This window comes from Streptomyces sp. MS06 (assembly GCF_047200655.1).
Lineage (GTDB): Bacteria > Actinomycetota > Actinomycetes > Streptomycetales > Streptomycetaceae > Streptomyces.
On record NZ_JBJZOJ010000001.1, the window covers coordinates 1 to 18,509 of the forward strand.

The 18,509-nt window shown below is 75.7% G+C and carries 17 protein-coding genes; 6 read left to right on the forward strand and 11 right to left on the reverse strand.

The window, feature by feature from the left end; genetic code table 11:
- Positions 1–164: 164 nt before the first annotated feature.
- Entirely contained in the window at positions 165–662 is a 498-nt protein-coding gene (locus tag ACL02U_RS00005) for a nitrate reductase molybdenum cofactor assembly chaperone (RefSeq protein ID WP_412788437.1), read from the forward strand.
- Between the two features lie 3 nt (positions 663–665).
- On the opposite strand, the gene dnaK is transcribed toward ACL02U_RS00005, so the two are convergent.
- The 4 genes from dnaK to ACL02U_RS00025 form a co-directional block, all read right to left on the reverse strand.
- On the reverse strand, positions 666–2,522 hold the full coding sequence (dnaK, locus tag ACL02U_RS00010; RefSeq protein ID WP_412788438.1) for a molecular chaperone DnaK: 1,857 nt from the start codon (positions 2,520–2,522) through the stop codon (positions 666–668).
- A 208-nt stretch (positions 2,523–2,730) separates the two neighbouring features.
- Positions 2,731–3,159 (reverse strand): OsmC family protein, encoded by a 429-nt coding sequence (locus ACL02U_RS00015; RefSeq protein ID WP_412788439.1) that lies wholly within the window; start codon positions 3,157–3,159, stop codon positions 2,731–2,733.
- Between the two features lie 236 nt (positions 3,160–3,395).
- Positions 3,396–5,498: a phage holin family protein gene (locus ACL02U_RS00020; protein ID WP_412788628.1), complete on the reverse strand. Its 2,103-nt coding sequence runs from the start codon at positions 5,496–5,498 to the stop codon at positions 3,396–3,398.
- Between the two features lie 287 nt (positions 5,499–5,785).
- Positions 5,786–6,187 carry a hypothetical protein gene (locus ACL02U_RS00025; RefSeq protein WP_412788440.1) on the reverse strand — a complete coding sequence of 134 codons (402 nt, stop codon included), beginning with the start codon at positions 6,185–6,187 and terminating at the stop codon, positions 5,786–5,788.
- 82 nt (positions 6,188–6,269) lie between these two features.
- Between ACL02U_RS00025 and ACL02U_RS00030 the strand changes: the two genes are divergently transcribed.
- Positions 6,270–7,043, forward strand: coding sequence for an MBL fold metallo-hydrolase (locus ACL02U_RS00030; RefSeq protein ID WP_412788441.1), 774 nt, complete (start codon positions 6,270–6,272; stop codon positions 7,041–7,043).
- Positions 7,040–7,687, forward strand: a complete 648-nt coding sequence (locus tag ACL02U_RS00035; RefSeq protein ID WP_412788442.1) for a DedA family protein — start codon at positions 7,040–7,042, stop codon at positions 7,685–7,687. The genes ACL02U_RS00030 and ACL02U_RS00035 overlap by 4 nt, the downstream gene beginning before the upstream one ends.
- A 51-nt stretch (positions 7,688–7,738) precedes the next feature.
- Here the strand turns inward: ACL02U_RS00035 and ACL02U_RS00040 are convergent, their stop codons facing one another.
- The 4 genes from ACL02U_RS00040 to ACL02U_RS00055 form a co-directional block, all read right to left on the reverse strand.
- A complete protein-coding gene (locus ACL02U_RS00040; protein WP_412788443.1) occupies positions 7,739–8,809 on the reverse strand; it encodes an MBL fold metallo-hydrolase in 1,071 nt (356 codons plus the stop codon).
- A complete protein-coding gene (locus ACL02U_RS00045) occupies positions 8,806–10,053 on the reverse strand; it encodes an aminotransferase class I/II-fold pyridoxal phosphate-dependent enzyme (RefSeq protein ID WP_412788444.1) in 1,248 nt (415 codons plus the stop codon). Before ACL02U_RS00045 ends, ACL02U_RS00040 begins: the two co-directional genes overlap by 4 nt.
- A gap of 260 nt (positions 10,054–10,313) precedes the next feature.
- Complete coding sequence (locus tag ACL02U_RS00050; RefSeq protein ID WP_412788445.1) at positions 10,314–11,219, reverse strand: hypothetical protein; 906 nt, start codon at positions 11,217–11,219, stop codon at positions 10,314–10,316.
- A 242-nt stretch (positions 11,220–11,461) separates the two neighbouring features.
- Positions 11,462–12,307, reverse strand: a complete 846-nt coding sequence (locus ACL02U_RS00055; RefSeq protein WP_412788446.1) for an RNA polymerase sigma factor SigF — start codon at positions 12,305–12,307, stop codon at positions 11,462–11,464.
- Between the two features lie 490 nt (positions 12,308–12,797).
- On the opposite strand from ACL02U_RS00055, the gene ACL02U_RS00060 reads away from it, so the two are divergent.
- A complete protein-coding gene (locus tag ACL02U_RS00060) occupies positions 12,798–13,196 on the forward strand; it encodes a DUF2795 domain-containing protein (protein ID WP_412788447.1) in 399 nt (132 codons plus the stop codon).
- 46 nt (positions 13,197–13,242) lie between these two features.
- Complete coding sequence (locus ACL02U_RS00065; protein ID WP_412788448.1) at positions 13,243–13,791, forward strand: type 1 glutamine amidotransferase domain-containing protein; 549 nt, start codon at positions 13,243–13,245, stop codon at positions 13,789–13,791.
- A gap of 50 nt (positions 13,792–13,841) precedes the next feature.
- Here ACL02U_RS00065 and ACL02U_RS00070 read toward each other — a convergent pair whose 3' ends face one another.
- The 3 genes from ACL02U_RS00070 to ACL02U_RS00080 form a co-directional block, all read right to left on the reverse strand.
- Complete coding sequence (locus ACL02U_RS00070) at positions 13,842–14,090, reverse strand: DUF6158 family protein (protein WP_412788449.1); 249 nt, start codon at positions 14,088–14,090, stop codon at positions 13,842–13,844.
- Positions 14,091–14,495: 405 nt separating this feature from the next.
- Complete coding sequence (locus tag ACL02U_RS00075; RefSeq protein WP_412788450.1) at positions 14,496–16,115, reverse strand: ABC-F family ATP-binding cassette domain-containing protein; 1,620 nt, start codon at positions 16,113–16,115, stop codon at positions 14,496–14,498.
- 95 nt (positions 16,116–16,210) lie between these two features.
- Positions 16,211–16,867 (reverse strand): histidine phosphatase family protein, encoded by a 657-nt coding sequence (locus ACL02U_RS00080; protein ID WP_412788451.1) that lies wholly within the window; start codon positions 16,865–16,867, stop codon positions 16,211–16,213.
- Between the two features lie 67 nt (positions 16,868–16,934).
- Between ACL02U_RS00080 and ACL02U_RS00085 the strand changes: the two genes are divergently transcribed.
- Positions 16,935–18,428, forward strand: coding sequence for a bifunctional phosphatase PAP2/diacylglycerol kinase family protein (locus ACL02U_RS00085; protein ID WP_412788452.1), 1,494 nt, complete (start codon positions 16,935–16,937; stop codon positions 18,426–18,428).
- Positions 18,429–18,509: the final 81 nt, after the last annotated feature.

Below are 18,509 nucleotides of genomic sequence, written 5' to 3' on the forward strand. Positions count from 1 at the left end.
TGCTTTTCGGATTTCTGGTGCGCACCGGACACCGCGCGGCCGCTCCGCGGACGACGGCGCCGCTTTCGCAACAGACCGCGACGGATCCCGGAGCCGTGCCACGGGCCGGCGGGGAAGCGCGGGCGGACGGCGCTCGGCCGCCGGACGATCGTGAAGGAGGCCCGATGCCCTCGGACGCCGTGTTCTACCAGGCGGCGGCGCTCTGCCTGACCTGCCCGGACGAGGACTTCCGCGCCCGGCTGCCACTGCTGCGGGAAGCGGCTCCGCAGTTGCGCGAGTTCACCGACCACGCCGCGCTGACGCCGGCGGACGAACTGACCGCGCACTACGCGCTGGTGTTCGGCTCCGGCGACCGGCACAGCCTGTACCTGAGCCGGTGGCAGGAGCGGGACGCGGGACGGCGGGCCGCCTCGCTGGAGCGGCTGAAGGACCTGTACCGGGTCCACGGGCTGGAGTTCACCGGCGCGGAGGTGCCGGACTTCCTGCCGGCGGTGCTGGAGTTCACCGCCCGGACCGGCAGCACCGAGCTGCTCACCGAGTACCGGGACGGACTGGAGGGTCTGCGGGCCCGGCTGACCGCCTTCGGTACCCCGTACGCGTCGGTGCTGGCCGCCGTGTGCGCCACGCTGCCGCCGGCCGGACGCAGGGCCGGCGGCGGGTGAGGCTCAGGCCGCTCCGCCGTGCTGCTGGTGCTCCTCGTCGACGATCTCCGCGTCGACGACGGGCTCCTCCTCGGGCGGTGCGGTGCTCTGCCCGCCGCCGTCCGTCTGCTGCGCCCGGGCGTACATGGCCTGGCCCATCTGCTGGCCGGCGGAGGCGAGCGCCTCGGTGGCGGCGCGCAGTTCGGCGGTGTCGGCTCCCCGCTCCAGCAGGTCCTTGAGGGCGGTGACGGCGGACTCGACCTCCGTCCTGGTGTCCGCGGGGACGCGGTCGCCGTTCTCGCGGAGGAACCCCTCCGTCTGGTAGACGAGTTGTTCGGCCTGGTTGCGGGTCTCGGCGGTCTCGCGGCGCCTGCGGTCCTCCTCGGCGTACTGCTCGGCCTCCCGCATCATGCGGTCGATGTCGTCCTTCGGGAGGGCGGAGCCGCCGGTGACGGTCATCTTCTGCTCCCGGCCGGTCGCCAGGTCCTTGGCGGAGACGTGCATGATGCCGTTGGCGTCGATGTCGAAGGCGACCTCGATCTGCGGCACCCCGCGCGGTGCGGGCGGCAGGCCGGTGAGGTCGAAGACACCCAGCTTCTTGTTGTAGGCGGCCATCTCGCGTTCGCCCTGGTAGACCTGGACGCCGACGGAGGGCTGGTTGTCGGCGGCGGTGGTGAAGATCTCCGAACGCCGGGTCGGGATCGTGGTGTTGCGTTCGATGAGTTTGGTCATGATGCCGCCCTTGGTCTCGATGCCCAGGGACAGCGGGGTGACGTCGAGCAGCAGCACGTCCTTGACGTCGCCGCGGATGACCCCGGCCTGGAGGGCCGCGCCGACGGCCACCACCTCGTCCGGGTTGACGCCCTTGTGCGGATCTTTGCCGGTGAGTTCCTTCACCAGCTCGGTGACGGCGGGCATCCGGGTCGAGCCGCCGACGAGGATGACGTGGTCGACCGCGGCGAGCTTCACCCCCGCGTCCTCGACCGCCTGGTGGAAGGGGCCGCGGCAGCGGTCCAGCAGGTCGGCGGTCAACTCCTGGAAGCGGGCCCTGGTGAGCTTCTCGTCCAGGTGGAGGGGGCCCTCGGAGGAGGCGGTGATGTAGGGCAGGCTGATCGTCGTCTCGGTGGAGCTGGAGAGTTCGATCTTCGCCTTCTCGGCGCCCTCGCGCAGTCGCTGGAGGGCCATCCGGTCGCGGCCGAGGTCGACGCCGTTGCGGGCCTTGAACTCCTTCACCAGGTGTTCGACGATCCGCTGGTCCCAGTCGTCGCCGCCGAGGTGGGTGTCGCCGTTGGTCGCCTTGACCTCGATGACGCCGTCGCCGATGTCCAGCAGGGACACGTCGAAGGTGCCGCCGCCGAGGTCGAAGACCAGCACGGTCTGCTCCTCGCCGCGGTCGAGTCCGTAGGCGAGGGCGGCGGCGGTCGGCTCGTTGATGATCCGCAGCACCTTCAGGCCGGCGATCTCGCCGGCCTCCTTGGTGGCCTGCCGCTGGGCGTCGTCGAAGTAGGCCGGCACGGTGATCACGGCGTCGGTGACGTCGTCGCCCAGGTAGGCCTCCGCGTCCCGCTTCAGTTTCTGCAGCACCCGGGCGGCCAGCTCCTGGGCGCGCAGGCGGGCGCCGTCCACCGAACCCTGCTCGGGAAAGCGCCAGCCCGCGTCGCCCATGTGCCGTTTGACCGAGCGGGCCGTGCGGTCGACGTTGGTCACTGCCTGCCGCTTGGCCACCTCGCCGACCAGCACCTCGCCGTTCTTGGCGAAGGCCACGACCGACGGTGTGGTCCGGGCGCCCTCCGCGTTGGCGATCACCGTGGGTTCGCCGCCCTCCAGCACGGCCACCACCGAGTTCGTGGTCCCGAGATCGATCCCGACCGCGCGTCCCATCGCTGTCCCCTTCCGCCCGGGCCTTTCCCCTCTTCCAGCTCAAAACTCGAGCGGTCCGTTGTCAATGGGACCCTCGGTCCGCTCCAGGGGGCCGCAGGGGCCCCGCCGCGGGCGGCATGCCGGTCCGCGGCGGGGCCGGTTCGGATCCTGTGCGGTCGCCCGGAGCGGCGGGAGCCGGTCCGGGCGACCGGTGGGGCGCGGGTGCCGCTCAGACGAGCTTCGCCGACAGGGTGATCGGCACGGCCTTGAGCGCCTGGCTGACCGGGCAGTTGACCTTGGCGTCCTCGGCGGCGGCGACGAACGCGTCGTTGTCGATGCCCGGGACGGTGCCCTCCACCGACAGGTGGACGCCGGTGATGCCCTCACCGGGCTGGAAGGTCACGTCGGCCGAGGTGACCAGCCTGGTCGGTGCGGTGCCGGCCTTGGTGAGGATGTTGGAGAAGGCCATGGAGAAGCAGCTGGAGTGGGCGGCGGCGATCAGTTCCTCCGGGCTGGTCTTGCCGTTCGCCTGCTCGGCGCGCGACGGCCACGACACCGGCTGCCGGTCGATCGCGCCGGAGGAGTCGAAGGCGACGACCCCGCTGCCTTCGAGCAGGGTGCCTTCCCAGACGGTGTGTGCGGAACGCGTGGTGGCCACGTTTGATCCTTTCGCGTCGGGTCCCGCTTGCGGGATTCCTCGGGCCTCCCATCCGATCACACTCCGCCCCGGCGCACGGGCAGGACGAGCCCTCGCGCCGCGAACGGCTGCCCGCGCCAACGCCCTTGCGCCCGCCCGACCGCCCGACCGGCCACCCGGCCACCCGGCCACCCGGCCACCCGGCCACCCGGCCACCCGGTCCGCGACGCCGGGGTACGCCTGGGCGGTGCTTCCCGTCAGGCGCTCTTCCTGTGCCCCGCGGGGTCGGGCGCCGGCAGGTTCTGCCCGGCGTGGTCGGGCTCCGACCGGGCGCGGGTGACGGCTCCCCCGCGGGCCTCCCCCACCGGCACCTGCGGACCGTCGGCCTCGGCCAGCCAGCGGCGCAGCACCCGGTGCACCTGCTCGGCGCCGACGAGATGCTCCCCGTCGGCGACCGGAACGGACAGGTCCAGCGGGGACAGCAGGAACGGCCGGCCCTGCGGACCGCCGAGACCGCCGTGGGAGCCGATCTGCTCCTCGAACGCGAGGACCTCCCCGTCGGCCGGATCGTGGAAGGAGTTGACCATGATGTCGGCGGCGTTCCCGAAGCCGTGCGTGCGGCGGACGGCCTCGGCGGCACCCGGCCCGAACCCGGCGAGCGGCCCCGGCTCCCGCCCCAGCAGCCCGACCGGTATCCGGGCGCCGCGCGCCCCGAGCACCAGCCCGCCGTGCTCGGCACTGCGGACCAGCAGGAAACCGACGCCGGGATGGTTGGCCAGGGTCGGCAGCAGCGCGGGGTGCCGGGCGTCGATCTCCTCCGCGGTCATGCGGTGCGGCACGTCCGGGAAGGAGATCAGGCCCAGGTTGCCGGAGGCCAGCACGATCGGCTCCGAGCGCGGGGAGGGCCGGTACTGCTCCGCCCCCTCCTCCACCGGCCGGCGCAGCGCGGCCCGTACCGCGGCCCGGGCCTCGGCTCCGCTGCGGGTGTGCCGCGCCCGCCGCGGCACCGGCAGCCCGCAGCCGGCCCGCACCAGGTCGGCGAGGGTCAGTCCGTAGCGGGCGCGGAAGGTCTCGCCGGGGCTCTGACCGTGGTCGGACAGGACGACGATCCGGTACCGGCGGGGGGCGTGCTCGGCGGCCTTCTCGATCAGCGCCAGCGAGCGGTCCAGGCGCTGCAGCACCTTCTCCGCGTCGCGGCTGCCGGGACCCGAGTGGTGGGCCACCTCGTCGTAGGCGACCAGGTCGGCGTAGACGGCGGTGCGGCCGGCGAGCAGGTCGCCCATGACGGCGGCCACCACGACGTCCCGTTCGACGACGGTGGCGAAGGCGCGCACCAGGGGGTAGAGGCCGCCGCGCGACACCCGGGGGCGCTGCTTGCGCAGCCGGGCGCGGAGGGACTGGTGGATCTCCCGGCCCACCTCGGCGGCGAAGGAGAGCGCGGTGCGCACGGCGTTGGCGGGGTCGGAGAAGTACGCGAAGTAACCGGCCCGCGACCGGTTGTCCCGGCCCCGGCGGGCGGAGACCGACAGCACCAGGGCGAGCTCGTCGGCGCCGCCGCTGAACAGGTTGCCGCGACTGGCGCCGTCGACGCCGAGCAGGCCGGCGTCACGGGTGCGTTCGACCGCGCGGCGCTGCAGTTCGGCGGCGCTGCTGGGCCGGTTGCACACCATGACCTCCCGGCGGTCCTTCTCGTACCAGCGGAAGGCGGGGACGTCCCGGTTGCTGCCGTGCAGGATGCCGAGCTGGCTGGCGCCGGTCTGGCTGGACCAGTCGGTGCGCCACGGCGTGAGCCGGTGCGTCGCGGCCGGCTCGGGGACGTCGGCGCCCGCGCCCAGCCACCGCGCGGCGGTCGGCATCAGGCCCTTGTCGACGGCGTCGAGGAGGACGTCGTGGCCCACTCCGTCGAGCTGGACGACGACGGTTCCGGGGGCGTCGGGGCAGGGCGGCCGGGCGCGGCGGCGCCGGTCGGCCAGCCGGTACAGGCGGCGCCGGTAGGCGTCGTCGTCGCGTACCGCGAGGGCGCCTCCGGTGGCGGAGGCGACGGCGGACATGACCGCGGCGACGATGACGGCCGTCTCGGGGGCCGCCGCGCTGTCCCCGGAGGGGTTGAGGCGCAGCGCGAGCAGCAGCAGGGAGCCGTTGAGGAAGAACACCAGCAGGCCGAGGACGAGCGCCGGCACGAGCAGCAGCAGCCGTACCATCACCGGCCACACGAGGGCCGACAGCAGGCCGAAGGCTCCGGCGCCGAGCGCGGCGGTGACCGCGATACGGGTGGCGCTGTCCCCGTCGGCGGACTGCAACTGGAAGTCGGGCAGTATCCCGGCGAGGACCAGCATGGTGATTGTGGACACGGCCCACACCGCCACGCTCCGCCCCACCTGGCTGACGGCCCTCCGCCACCACCCCGTTCGCACGACCCGTACACCTCGCGTCCCGGACCGCAGCCACCGCGGACCTGGCTCCACCCTGCCACACGAGCCGACGACCGCGGCGGTGTCCGCCGATGCGCCCGCGGCCCCGGGAGAAGGCGGGGCGAGATCGCGGCCGTGCCGCGGACCAGGGGCCGGGCGAGGCCGCGGCCGTGCCGCGGACCACGGGCCTGGCGGGCTCCGCACCGCCGCCGGCGGCCGCGGGCGGGGGAGGGTGCTCAGCGGCCGTCGTACCCGGCCGTCGGCATGGACAGCCGGCGGTGCACCCGCGCCTTCATCTGGGCGTCGTACGCCGGTTCCGCGCGCCCCACGGTCTCCACCCGAACCCCGCGCCGGGCGCACTCGCCGGTGAACTCGTCCACCGACGCCAGGGCGCTCTCCAGCACCCGGCGGCTGGGCGCGACGAACACGTCGACGCCGGAGCGGACCCCGTCCCAGAGGACGCCGTGGTCGGGCCGCAGTCCGCGGACCAGTAGTTCGCGGGCGACCACGTAGCCGTGTTCGGCGGCCCAGCGGGCGCACATCGCGTGCTGGCTGCGGGAGTCCACCAGGAAGGGATCGGCCTCCAGCTCCTCCAGTGGCGTCAGACTCGCGATCGCCGTGACGCGAACCGGTCTCATGGCGTTCCCCTCACCTCCGGGTTTCGTCGCAGACCCTACTCCTGCCCGTAGGCTTCCGGGAGTCGCGCGAAGGAGGCGGAGGGTGCCGGTGGAGATCACCTGGTGGGGTCATGCCACCTGCGCGGTCGAGGACTCGAACGTACGGGTGCTCACCGACCCGCTGTTCGCCCGGCGCCTCGCCCACCTCCGGCGGCGGCGCGGAGAGCTGCCCCCTCCGTGGGCCCGCCGCGCCGACGTCGTCCTGGTCTCGCACCTGCACGCCGACCATCTGCACCTGCCCTCCCTGGCGCGGCTCGCGCCGGGGACGCACCTGCTGGTGCCGCGGGGGGCGCTGCGCGCCGTACCGGGACTGCGGCGCCTGACCGGGCTGCGGCTGCACGAGGTGGCACCGGGCGACGAGACGGTGGTCGGGGGGCTCCTCGTGCGTGCGGTGCCGGCGGAGCACGACGGGCGGCGGCTGCCGGTCGGACCGCACCGCTGCCCCGCGCTCGGCTACGTGATCCAGGGCGAGGCCCGCACCTACTTCGCCGGGGACACCGGCCTGTTCGAGTCGATGGCAGCGCAGGTGGGGCCGGTGGACGTGGCGCTGCTGCCGGTCGGCGGCTGGGGGCCCCACCTCGGCGAGGGGCACCTCGACGCCGAACGCGCGGCGCAGGCTCTGGCCCGGCTGGCGCCGCGCAGCGCGGTGCCGGTGCACTACGGCACGTACTGGCCGATCGGCATGGACGCGGTCCGCCCGCACGAGTTCCACTCACCGGGCGACGAACTGGTGCGCCTGGCCGCCGTGCACGCCCCGCAGGTCGCGGTGCACCGGCTGGGCCACGGGGAGAGCATCCGTCTGGAGGCCGGGCGGTGACGTCGTGGCTGGGCGGTGCACTGGCGGCGGCCCCCACGACGGTCCCCTCCCCCGCCACGCAGCAGGCCCTGGGGTACCCGTCGCTGTTCCTGCTGGTGCTGTTCGGGGCGCTGGTGCCGGTGGTCCCGACGGGAGCGCTGGTGAGCTCGGCGGCGGTGGTGGCCTTCCACCAGCCGGCGCAGTCGGCGCCGTTCGCGCTGGCGCTGGTGTTCGTGACCGCGTCGCTGGCCGCGTTCTGCGGGGACGTGGCCCTGTACTGGCTGGGCCGGCGCGGGATGCGCTCGCGGGGCGGCTCCCGCTGGCTGGAGACCATCCGGGAGCGGGCGCCGGAGGAGCGGTTGAACCGGGCGCAGGAAGGGCTCGCCGATCACGGGGTGACGGTGCTGGTGCTGTCCCGGCTGGTGCCGGCGGGCCGGATACCGGTGATGCTGGCGTGCCTGCTGGCCGACTGGCCGGTGCGCCGCTTCGCGCGCGGGAACCTGCCGGCCTGCCTGGCCTGGGCGCTCAGCTACCAGCTGATCGGCATCCTCGGCGGCTCGCTGTTCCCCGAGCCGTGGCAGGGCGTGGTCGCCGCGGTCGCGCTGACCGTGCTGATCGGTGCGGCCCCGGGAGTGTGGCGCCGGCTGCGCGGGGAGCCGGCCTAGCGCGGTGGTCCGGTGGGAGGGCGAGGCGGGCCGCCGGTCCGGCGGTGCCCGTCAGTCCAGTACCCGCGAGGCGCCCACCGGCAGGTCCCACAGGTGCTCGGGGTCCAGGCCCGCCTGCCGCCAGGCGGCGCGGACCCGGTCGAGGGGTTCCAGCACGGGCTCGGCGGACAGCACGAACGTCCCCCAGTGCATGGGGGCCATACGGCGGGCCCCCAGGTCCTGGAAGGCCCGGACGGCCTCCTCCGGATCGCAGTGGACGTCCCTGAGCCACCAGCGCGGTTCGTAGGCGCCGATGGGCAGCAGGGCGAGGTCGATGCCGGGGTGACGGCGCCCGATGCGGTCGAACCAGTGGCCGTACCCGGTGTCGCCGGCGAAGTAGACGCGCTGCCCGTCCGGCGCGGTGAGCACCCAGCCGCCCCACAGCGTGCGGCACGTGTCGATGAGGCTGCGCTTGGACCAGTGGTGGGCGGGAACGAAGTCGAAGCGGGTGCCGGACAGTTCCGCGCCCTCCCACCAGTCGAGTTCCGTGACACGGGTGAATCTGCGCCGGTGGAACCAGCGGCCGAGGCCGGCGGGCGCGAACACGGGGGTGTCGCGGGGCAGTCGGCGCAGGGTGGGCGCGTCGAGGTGGTCGTAGTGGTTGTGGCTGATGACCACGGCGTCGATGTGCGGCAGGGCGCTCCAGGCGACGCCGACGGGGGTGATGCGGGCCGGGGTGCCGAGGATGCGGCGGGACCACACCGGGTCGGTGAGCACGGTCAGTCCGCCGATCCGCAGCACCCAGCTCGCGTGTCCCGCCCAGGTGGCGGCGACGGTCCGGGCGTCGGTGCGGGGCAGCGGGCCGGGGGCGAACGGCAGCCGCGGGACGTCCGCGAGTCCGTCCTTGCCAGGGCGGACGGCGCCCTCGCGGGCGAACCTGGCGAAGGCCCTCAGGCCCGGGAGCGGCGCGGTCAGCCGGTCGTGGAAGGCGCGCGGCCACACCCGCCGCTCCCCCAGCGGACGCGGTTCGGCCGGCGGCGGTGACGCGGGTGCGAGGGGGGACGGGGCCGCCGGGGTGCCGGCGGCCCGCACGGTGGCGCCGCCGGCGGCCGTCGGGGTGGTCGGCTCGGACTGGTGCGTCATCGAGGAGGCTCCCATCGCTGGGCGTCGTCTCCGAGGTCGGCGAAGACCGACCTCAGAGTGACCAACGCACGGTGCACCGCGGGCAGTTCCAGCGGCGCGGGGGACGTGAGGGACTCCGTGCGCTCGGCGTCGGTGCCGCCGAGCAGGGGTCCGGTGGAGAGGCGGACGCGCAGCGCGCCGAGATCGTCGCCGAAGCGGTGCCCGCCGGGCGCGGGCATACCGAGCCGGGCGGCCAGGAAGTCCTCCAGCTCCTGCGCGTCCGAGACGCCGTGCCCGGTCAGGCCCGGTCTGAGCGGTCCGAGGTCGGCGTACAGGTGGCGGCCGGCCTGCGGCGGCCGGGCCAGGGCGCCCGAGGCGACGACGGCGGCGTGCGCGGCGGCGGCCAGCCGCGCGTGCAGCCGCACGGTGGCGGCCACCCGGGCGGTGACCGGCTCGGGCTCGCCGAGGGCGTACGCCGCCGCGGAGGCGACGGGCGCGGCCACCCGGGCGCCGAGCGCGGTCAGGATGTCCAGCACGCGGGCGCGGAGACCGTTGCCGTGGCCGTTCGCGGGGAACCGGGCGACCGCGGCGGGCCAGCCGGGCGGCAGCAGCGCCCCGGCCAGGTCGGTGACCACGGTGACCCGGTCGGGCAGCAGGTCGGCGGGGCTGACCGGGACGGTGTCGTGCGGGGCGTGCAGGGTGTCGCGCCAGGTCTCGTCGCTGACCAGGTGCAGTCCGGCCCCGGCGGCCGCCTCCGCGACCTCGTGCAGCACCTCGGGCGGGGCTGCGGTGCCGGTGGGGTCGTCGGCGACGGACAGCACCAGCAGCCGCGGGTCGCCGCCCTCGGCACGCACCCGGCGCACGGTCTCCAGCAGGGCGTACGGGTCGGGGACGCCGCCGCACTCGGCGGGCGTGGCGACGTGGAAGACGGGCCTGCCCAGCAGCCGCGCGTACGGCTCCCACCAGGGCGCGCACGGCCGGGGCACGAGGACGTCGCCGCCGAGCGCGGCGGTCAGCGCCAGCAGCAGCGCCGGCGCCCCGGGGGCGGCGGCCACCCGGTCGGGTGCGGCGGGCAGGCCGCGCCGTTCGAACCAGCCGAGCGCGGCCTCCAGGAGGGCGGGCCCGCCGCCGACCTGCTCGCCGCGGCCGCGGCCGGCGGCCGCGGCGAGGACGGCGGCCAGCTCGGGCAGCACCGGAAGTCCGTCGCCGGGGAAGGGCGGCCCGTAGCGGACGGGGCCGTGGCCTTCGGGAACCGTCCGCAGCATCCGTACCTCCGTGCCGTTGTCGTGCCGTGCCCGCGTGTCCGTGCCCGCGTGCCGTGCCCGCGGTCGCGGTCGCCTGCCACTCGGTCCCCGCGTACGCGACCTCCGCCGCACCCGGCCGGCGCGGGGTGGTCCCCGGCCCGGACCGGGGCGGGATCCGGGAGGACGACCGCGGCCCACGGCGTCCGGGTACCCGCGCGGCCGGTGCGCCAAGGCCGCCGCCCCCGGTCGGGCGGATCGCGCGTCCCCGCCGGCCGTACGGCTCAGCGTCCGGCGTAGTGGCCGCGGTGCCGCAACCGGTGTGCGGCGGCGCCGGCCGCGGCGGCGACGAGCAGACCACCGGCGACCAGCGCGGGCACCGAACCGGCGAAGGCTCCTCCGACCCCGGCACGCGCTCCGTGTTCGAGCACCGCGGCGCCGCAGGAGGATCCGTGCGGTTCGGGACACGGCGTCCGGCTCCCGGCGCCGTCGCGCCGCACGTCGAAGGTGGCGCTCCACGGCTCGCCCCGCCCACCCGGCGGCGCCGGGCAGGTGCCGTCCACCGTCCAGGCCGCGCCGCGGCCGGCACCGCCGTCCGCCGGCCCAGCGGCACCGCGGTCCGCCGGCCACGCGGTGTCCGGGCCGGCCGACCACGCGGTGTCAGGGCTGGCCGACCACGCGGTGTCGGGGCCCGGCGACCACGCGGTGTCAGGGCTGACCGGCCACGCGGTGTCAGGGCCCGCCGACCACGCGGTGTCAGGGCTGACCGGCCACGCGGTGTCCGGGCCCGCCGACCACGCGGTGTCAGAGCCGGCGCCGTGCACGTCCCGGAGGTCGGACTCCGGGGCGATGCGCGCGCTCCCGCGGTAGACCGGACCGGCCGGACCGGCCGGTCCGGCGCCCTCGCCGTCCCCGCCCGGCGTCCTGCGGAGCTCGACGGTGACATCGTCGAAGGCGGCCGAGGTCGCCTCGACCGTCTCCGGCGCGGGTCCGTCCGTCGGGCCGCAGGAGACCGTCACGGTGACCGTGCCGCCCGGCTGCACCGTGCCGGGGCTCACCTCGGCCGCGGGCGCCGCCACCCCGGCGGGCGCGGCGGCCGCGAGGGCGGCACCGGTCAGCGCGGCGACGGTCAGGGTGGCGACGGTCAGGGCACGGAGGGTGCGGCGCGGAGGTCGGACGGTGCGGCGCATGGGGCGGGCTCCTTACCGGGCACGCGTCCGGTGCGGGCCCATACGGCCCATCACAGCCCGCACGGCGCCACGACGCGCGCGGCCGGCCCCGATCGGCGCAAGGAACGCAGCCGACCGGGTGACCACCGCCCGCGGGACACCCGCCCGGCCACCGGAAGGGCCGGACCGGGGCCGGTCCGGGGTCGGTTTGGTTGCGGGTCCGGGGCCGGTCAGACGGCAGGTCCGGCAGGTCCGGGGCCGGATCAGGGCCGAGTCGAGGCCGAGTCGGTCCTGGCAGGCCCGGCCGGCGGTGCCTGGTCGGGTTCCCGGAGCACCTGCTCCCGCAGCCGGCTGCAGGAGCGGTTGATCAGCCGGGACACGTGCATCTGCGACAGCCCCAGTTCCTCGGCTATCCGGCTCTGCGTCATGTCCCCGAAGAACCGCATGTAGAGGATGGCCCGCTCCCGCTCCGGCAGTGCGGCGAGCCGCGGCCGCACCGCCTCCCGGTCGACGACGGTGTCCAGGGCCGGGTCGGGCGAGCCCAGGAGGTCGCCCAGCGCATACCCGTCCTCGCCGCCGGGCAGCTCCGCGTCCAGGGAGAGGGCGGTGAAGCTCTCCAGCGCCTCCAGCCCCACCCGGACGTCCTCCTCGCTGATCCGCGCGTGCGCTGCGATCTCGGCGACGGTCGGCCGGCTGCCGCCGGACGTCTGGGCGAGTTCCTGGCGCGCGAGGCGGACCCGGTTGCGCAGGTCCTGCACCCGGCGCGGCACGTGCACGGTCCACGTGTGGTCGCGGAAGTGCCGCTTGATCTCGCCGGTGACGGTGGGAACGGCGTAGCTCTCGAACGCCTTGCCGCGGTCCGGGTCGTAGCGGTCGACGGCCTTGACGAGGCCGAGGGCGGCGACCTGGCGCAGGTCCTCGTGGTTCTCACCGCGGCTGCGGAAGCGGGCGGCGAGGCGTTCGGCCATGGGCAGCCAGGCCCGCACGATCTCGTCACGCAGGGCCTCGCGCTCCGGGCCGGGCGGAAGGGCGGCCAGCGTGCGGAACGACTCCGACGTGTCGGGGGCGTCGTCGTGGGGGTGGCGCTTCGCGCCGGTTCGGGTACGCATGGTGCCTCGCAACTCCCTGGCGGGTGTGCTCCGGTCGGGCGGTCATCGGGAGGCGCGGCCAGGGGCGGACAGGGATCCGTCCGTCCCGGGACGGTGATCCCTCCCACGGACGTGCCTCCTGTCCGAAGCACTGGTAGAGCACCTGCCCCCGGCGTACAGCGGCAAACACCGGGTCAGGGGTCTGCCCGGATCACCGGGGACGGTGCGGCGGTGCGTGCCCGGATCCGGGCAGCACAGGGCTCCCGTTAGCCGGGCTGCGGGCCGGGAGGTCACCGGCACGGAGGCGGTGGCCCCGCCGCGCCCCGCGTCGCCCCCCGTCGCCCGCGTCGCCCGACGCGCCCCGCGGTGAGGCGGCGGGGGCGGATGCCCGCGCATCGGCTGTTCGGCGGCGGACGGCGCGGATCCGGGAGCGATCCGATCCGCGTGTCCCGTGTCGGTGTGCGCCTCCCGGGTACGCGGGCAGCCCACCCCACAGGACCTGGAGGGACACATGCAGCGAGGCAGCGACCGGATGAGCGTCCACCGGGACGACGAGAGGAAGCACGAACTGCAGGGGCTGCTGCGTTCCGGCCACCCCACCCGCACCGAGGAGTGGCACGATCCCGAGCCGGCGGCCGAGGACGATCCGCAGATCTGGGGCGGCCCGGTGGCGCCCGGCCGCCGGGGCGCGACCGTCGAGTCGGTGCGGCTGGAGCTGGCCCGGGTGCTGGGCCGTACGGCCTTCCCGGCGGCCGCGGGCGAGCTGGCCGGCGAGCTGCGCCGCGGGCATGCGCCGGACGCGCTCGTCGACGCGCTCCTGGGCCTGCCGCGCGGGGAGCGCTTCGGCAACGTCCAGGAGCTGGCGGAGGCCGTGACCGGTACCGGCAGGATCCGGCAGGGGCCCCGGTGAGGGGCCGCGAGCACGGCACGTGCAGGCAGAGTGCGGAGGAACGACCATGCGTATCGCTTTCCTGACCGCTCCCGAGGGCGTCGAGCAGATCGAACTGACCGAGCCGTGGCAGGCCGCGGCGGACGCGGGCCACGAACCGGTGCTGGTGTCGACGAGGCACGGCCGCATCCAGGCGTTCGACCACCTGGACAGGGCGGACACCTTCGCCGTGGACGAGGTGGTCGGCGAGACCTCCGCGGAGTCGTTCGGCGGGCTGGTGCTCCCCGGCGGCGTCGCCAATCCCGACTACCTGCGGACCCACGGCAGGGCCGTGGGGTTCGCGGGGTCGTTCTTCGAGCAGGGACTGCCCGTCGCGGTGATCTGCCACGGCGCCTGGACCCTGATCGAGGCGGACGCCGTACGGGGGCGGCGGCTGACGAGCTGGCCCAGCCTGCGCACCGACATCCGCAACGCCGGCGGCACCTGGGTCGACGAGCAGGTGGAGATCTGCGGCAACGGCCCCAACAAGCTGGTCAGCAGCCGCAGGCCGGCCGACCTCAAGGCCTTCTGCGACGCCTTCCTGGACGTGTTCGCGAAGGAGCAGGAGTCCCGCTGACCTCAGGCACCCCCGCCCTTCGGCCGCCGCGGGGACCGCGGAGGGGGACGCTACGGGCGGGGAGCCTCCGGCTCCCCGCTCCCGCGTCCCCGGGCGCCCTCGCGGGTGCGGCCGGCGGCGACGGGGCGCCGCGGATTGCGGCGCAGGTACTCGCCCTCGAGTTGCGCCATGCGCTCGTTGTGCGCGCGCAGGGCGTCGTTCGAGCCGTACAGCAGGGTGTCGTGGCGTGTGCGGTGGATCGTCTCCAGCTCTCTCATCAGCTGCTGGTCGTCCAGTCGCGTCGGGTCGACTCCGCTCATGGTGGCACCCCGCTCGTCGTGTCGTCCCTCCGGTCCGGGTGCCCGCCCGGGGAGCACGACGTCCTCCGAGCGGCATCCGGGAGGAGCCGTGGATCTCGCCCTTCTCCGTCCACTGTACGAACATTCCGGCCCACCGGCCTCCGTGCGAACCTCCCCCGCCGGGGCAGCCCGGTGGGCACGACCCGGCGGCTGCGGCCCAACCGCGTGGGCGACAGGCCGTTCGTCCGCGTCCGTCCGGACGACCTGACCGGCCTCCTGCACCGTCTCGGGCGTAGTCAGGTGCGAGCGTCGCGGCGTACCAGCGCGGCTCCCGCGCGGTGTCGACCTCTTCGGGCCTGGTGCCGGATGTGCCGGAGCCGGCGAGCGCGCGGTTGAAGCCCGGTGGGGTCGTTGCCTGGTGCGGCGTTACCGGGCCCGTTGCACGCGGCGCTCGTCCCAGACCGGTTCCGGGGTCTCGCGGAGCCGGCCGTCGCTGCCGAAGACGAGGTAGCGGTCGAAGGAGCGGGCGAACCAGCGGTCGTGGGTGACCGCGAGGACGGTGCCCGAGAAGCCTTCGAGGCCCTCCTGGAGAGCCTCGGCGGACTCCAGGTCGAGGTTGTCGGTGGGCTCGTCCAGCAGCAGGGCGGTGGCCCCCTGGAGTTCCAGCAGCAGGATCTGGAAGCGGGCCTGCTGTCCGCCGGAGAGGCGGTCGAAGGCCTGCTCGGCCTGTCCGGTCAGCTCGTAGCGGCGCAGCCTCGACATGGCCGCGCCGCGGTCCTGGGCGTGCTCCTTCCACAGGATGTCCAGGAGGGAGCGGCCGATCAGCTCCGGGTGCGCGTGGGTCTGCGCGAAGTGCCCGGGCACCACGCGTGCGCCGAGCCGCCACTGCCCCGTGTGCGCGACGTCGCCGCCGGCCAGCAGCCGCAGGAAGTGGGACTTGCCGGAGCCGTTGGAGCCGAGGACGGCGACCCGTTCGCCGTAGAAGACCTCCAGGTCGAACGGTTGCATCAGCCCGGTCAGTTCGAGTCCGGTGCAGGTGACGGCGCGGACGCCGGTGCGGCCGCCCTTCAGCCGCATCCTGATGTCCTGCTCGCGCGGCGGTTCGGGCGGGGGCCCGGCCTCCTCGAACTTGCGCAGCCGGGTCTGGGCGGCCCGGTAGCGGGAGGCCAGGTCGGCGCTGTTCTCGGCGGCCTGCCGGAGGGTGAGCACCAGCTTCTTGAGCTGGGCGTGCTTCTCGTCCCAGCGTCTGCGCAGTTCCTCGAACCGGGCGAAGCGCTCCCGGCGGGCCTCGTGGTAGGTGGCGAAGCCGGCGCCGTGCACCCAGGCGTCGGCGCCGGCCGGTCCCGGTTCCACGGAGACGATCCGGTCGGCGGCGCGGGCGAGGAGTTCCCGGTCGTGGGAGACGAAGAGGACGGTCTTGCGGGTCTCCTTGAGCCGCTCCTCGAGCCAGCGCTTGCCGGGGACGTCGAGGTAGTTGTCGGGCTCGTCCAGGAGCAGCACCTCGTCGGTGCCGCGCAGCAGCGCCTCCAGGACGAGCCGCTTCTGCTCTCCCCCGGACAGGGTGCTCACCTGCCGCCACTGCGCCTTCTCGTAGGGCACGCCGAGAGCGGCCGTGGTGCACATGTCCCACAGCGTCTCCGCCTCGTACCCGCGGGCCTCGGCCCAGTCGGCGAGCGCCTGCGCGTAGCGCAGCTGGGCGGCCTCGTCGTCGACGGTGAGGAGGTCGTGCTCGGCCCTGTCGACGGCCCGGGCGGCCTGCCGGATGCGGGGCGGGGCGACGGAGACGAGCAGGTCGCGGACGGTCGTGTCGTCCCGTACGGACCCCACGAACTGGCGCATCACGCCGAGCCCGCCGCTGACGGTGACGGTGCCGCCGTGCGGCTTCAGCTCGCCGGAGAGCAGCCGCAGCAGGGTGGTCTTGCCTGCGCCGTTGGGGCCGACGAGGGCGACCGCGGTCCCTTCGGCCACCCGGAAGGACACGTCGCCCAGCAGCGTCCTGCCGTCGGGGAGGTGGTACTCGAGGTGCGCGGCTTCCAGATGTCCCATGGGGCTGCATTCTGCGAGCCGCCGCGGGGGCACGGCAAACCGTTATCGCCGCCCTTGTCGCCACCGTTGCCGCCGGGGCCCGCCCCGCTGCCGCGTCAGGTGCCCCGGTCCCAGGGCCACCCGGCCGGACCCGGCTCCCCGGACGGGACCACCGTCTCACCGGCCCAGGTCAGCGCCTTCCAGCCGTCGGACGGGGTGCCCTCCAGGACCACCACGCCGGTGTTGCGCAGCCGGTGCGCGGCGGCGAACGGCACGTCGACGTTGTCGGCGCGGGCCGCGCTCCACAGTCGGATGACGGCCCCGTGGCTGACCAGTGCCGCCGTGGTGGGGCCGCCGGCGGCGGCCTCGGCGACGACGGCGTCGTAGCGGCGCAGGACCTCGGTGCCGCTCTCGCCGCCGGGGATGCGCGGGGCGGTGTCGCCGGCGGCCCAGCCGAACACGGTGCGCATGTACCGCCTGCCGGCCTCGGAGTCGCCGGGCTGCGCCTCCAGGTCGCCCGCGGTGATCTCCCGCAGGCCGTCGCGGACGCGTACCGCCAGTCCGCGGGCGGCGGCGAGCGGGGCGGCGGTGAGCTGGGTGCGCACCAGGGTGGAGGCGTAGACCGCGCCGATGTCCTCGTCGGCGAGCGCGGCGGGCAGGGCGGCGGCCTGCTGCTCGCCGAGGGCGGTCAGTCCCGGCCCGGGGACGGCCGTGTCCAGCAGGAGGTCCACGTTGGAGCGGGTCTCCGCGTGGCGGACGAGGAGCAGGCGCATGGGTGGGCTTCCTCCGGGCGGCCGATCCGCAGGTCGGGAAACAGCCACTTCAGGGTATCCGCATCGCATGATTCCCCATTCCGACCTGACCGTGCCCCTGGCGGGCGGGCGTGCTCTGCGCGACCGTCTGCGTGCTCTGGACCACCGGCTGTTCGCGTTCGCCGCCGAGCGGCACTGGCCGGGTGGCGGCCTGGTGCTGCCGCGGCTGAGCCGGAGCGCGAACCACGGGGTGCTGTGGTTCGCCGCGGCGGCCGGGATAGCGGCGAGCCGCAGCCCGCGTGCCCGGCGGGCCGCGGTGCGCGGGCTGGCCTCGCTGGGTGCGGCCTCGCTGGCCGTCAACACGATCGGGAAGCGGTCGGTGCGCCGGGAGCGGCCCGGGCTGGATCCGGTGCCGCTGATGCGGCGGCTGAAGCGTCAGCCGATCACCACGTCGTTCCCGTCCGGGCATGCCGCTTCGGCGGCCGCGTTCGCCGCCGGGGTGGCGCTGGAGTCGCCCGGCTGGGGCGCGGTGGTGGCGCCGGTGGCCCTGTCGGTCGGGGCGTCCCGGGTGTACACGGGCGTGCACTTCCCGAGCGATGTGCTGGCGGGGGCCGCGCTGGGCGCGGGAGCCGCGTTCGCGGTGCGGCGGCTGGTGCCGACGCGGGCCGGCCTGGCGCCGCCGGCCCGGCCGCGTGCCCAGGCCCCGGCGCTGCCCGGCGGGGAGGGCCTGGTGCTGGTGACGAACACGGAGGCGGGCTCGGCGGAGCGGATGCGGGCGCTGCGCGACGTGCTGCCGGGCGCGCGGACGGTGGAGTGCGCGCCCGAGGACGTCGGGGCCGAGCTGGAGGAGGCGGCGACGTACGCCCGGGTGCTGGGGGTGTGCGGCGGTGACGGCACGGTGAACGCGGCCGCCGAGGTCGCCCTGCGGCACGGGCTGCCGCTCGCGGTGCTGCCCGGGGGCACCCTCAACCACTTCGCCCACGACCTGGGGGTGGAGGGCACCCGCGACCTGGCCGCCGCGCTCACCAGGGGCGAGGCGGTCCGGGTGGACGTCGGCCGGTTCACCTCCGGGGAGCGGCGGGGCGTCTTCCTCAACACGCTGAGTCTGGGGGTCTACCCGGAGATGGTGCGGGTGCGGGAGGAGTGGTCGCCCAGGATCGGCGGCTGGCCGGCGGGGATGCTGGCGGCGCTGCGCGTCCTGCGGGCCGACCGGCATCCGGTGCGGGCCGGGTTCGGCGGCAGGGCGCGTCCGCTGTGGTTGCTGTTCGCGGGGAACGGCACCTACCACCGGCTGGGGCTCGCGCCCGGCCGCCGGCTGGACCTCGCGGACGGGGTGCTGGACGTGCGGGTCGTGCACGGCGGTCGCGCTCCGGCGCTCCGGCTGCTTGCCGCCGCGGTCGCGGGCCCGCTGACCCGCAGTCCCGTGCACGCGGCGGTGCAGGTGCCGCGGCTCCGGCTGGACGGCCTCGCTCCGGGCACCCCGCTCGCCTTCGACGGCGAGGTCGTCGAGGTCGGGCCCGAGGTGACGGTGGACAAGCTGCCGCAGGCGCTCACCGTCTACCGCCCGGCGCGCGGGGACTGACGGCGGACCGGGCCCCGGAGCCCCGGCGGACCGGCGCCGGCCCGATGGCGGACCGAGCGGACCGATGGCGGACCGGCCCCG